Below are 1,002 nucleotides of genomic sequence, written 5' to 3'. Positions count from 1 at the left end.
TTTTGCTGACGGGATCAAGTCCCACGGGCGCTACGTTCTACCCCGACTACCGCTATCATAAGACCATATAGAAAAAGGTCAACCAGAAATATCTGGCTAAGCTTATATTACGATCGGGCGCAATTGTTGAGTAACGAATTTAGTAAAGAACTTTATTTGTCATAAAATTTGTGTCTGATTGTTGGGTTTAAGTCATAAGGCGCTACGCCGTCGAGAACAATGTGGATTTAATAAAGGAGAATCGTGAACTGGCTCTTCACGAGGCCTTTGGCACTATCGATTCTCTTGCAAACTTACATCCGTACAATAACCGTTCCACCCCCGCTGCCCTGAACGCACTTCGTATCTTCTTGATCATGCTTCGATTGCAGCAATTGATTATTTTGGGCAATCAATTGATTAAGCTTATCCAACTGATTCCCGAGATTGATCATCAGTTGAATCATATATTGCATATCCGAAGATCCACCCTGATACGGATTGGAAGCGTATGACGCAAAGGGATAGCTCTGACCACTGGCTTGAGATAGTGCCCCTGCGCTTGACCCTTGAGCGCTGGGACTGCCATGGCCCTGGGAGGCGCCCTGCTGGCCATTTCCCCCATAACTTTGGTTTTGACGGTAAGCGTTCCAACCTGTTTGATATGGATTGTAAAAAGACATCCGTTAACCTCCTTTCATCATACACCCAGTCTATTCGGCTTTTTGATATTTCGGATCCAGTCATCTAATAATTGATTGATTTGCCTATAAGAACCATCAAGGTAACTTATGAAATCAGCATAAATGAATAATTTTCCTTTTATTGGGATATGTCTGACAGACTAGTGCAGCAATCCTGTGACTAGGCCTAAATCGTGTTTAATAAATTGTTCAATTATACCAGCTAATATAAGTCAACACTTTTTAAGTAATAATACCAGATTAAAGATGTTATAATAAAAACATGCATGACAAAGAAACTTCAATAATGTCATTTGAAGTTTTTGTAAGTGATGTAATT

General features: G+C 40.4%; 1 protein-coding gene. It reads right to left on the bottom strand.

Going from position 1 to position 1,002, the window contains the following annotated elements:
• Window positions 1-293: 293 nt before the first annotated feature.
• Window positions 294-662 (bottom strand): hypothetical protein, encoded by a 369-nt coding sequence (locus tag ACOT8F_RS20915; RefSeq protein ID WP_421653840.1) that lies wholly within the window; start codon window positions 660-662, stop codon window positions 294-296.
• Between the last annotated feature and the right edge of the window lie 340 nt (window positions 663-1,002).

This window comes from Chryseobacillus diguaensis, from assembly GCF_049220665.1.
Taxonomy (GTDB): Bacteria; Bacillota; Bacilli; order Bacillales; family Bacillaceae; genus Metabacillus_B.
Note: the sequence above shows the minus strand (reverse complement) of the source record. Positions and strands in the feature narration are given on the sequence as shown.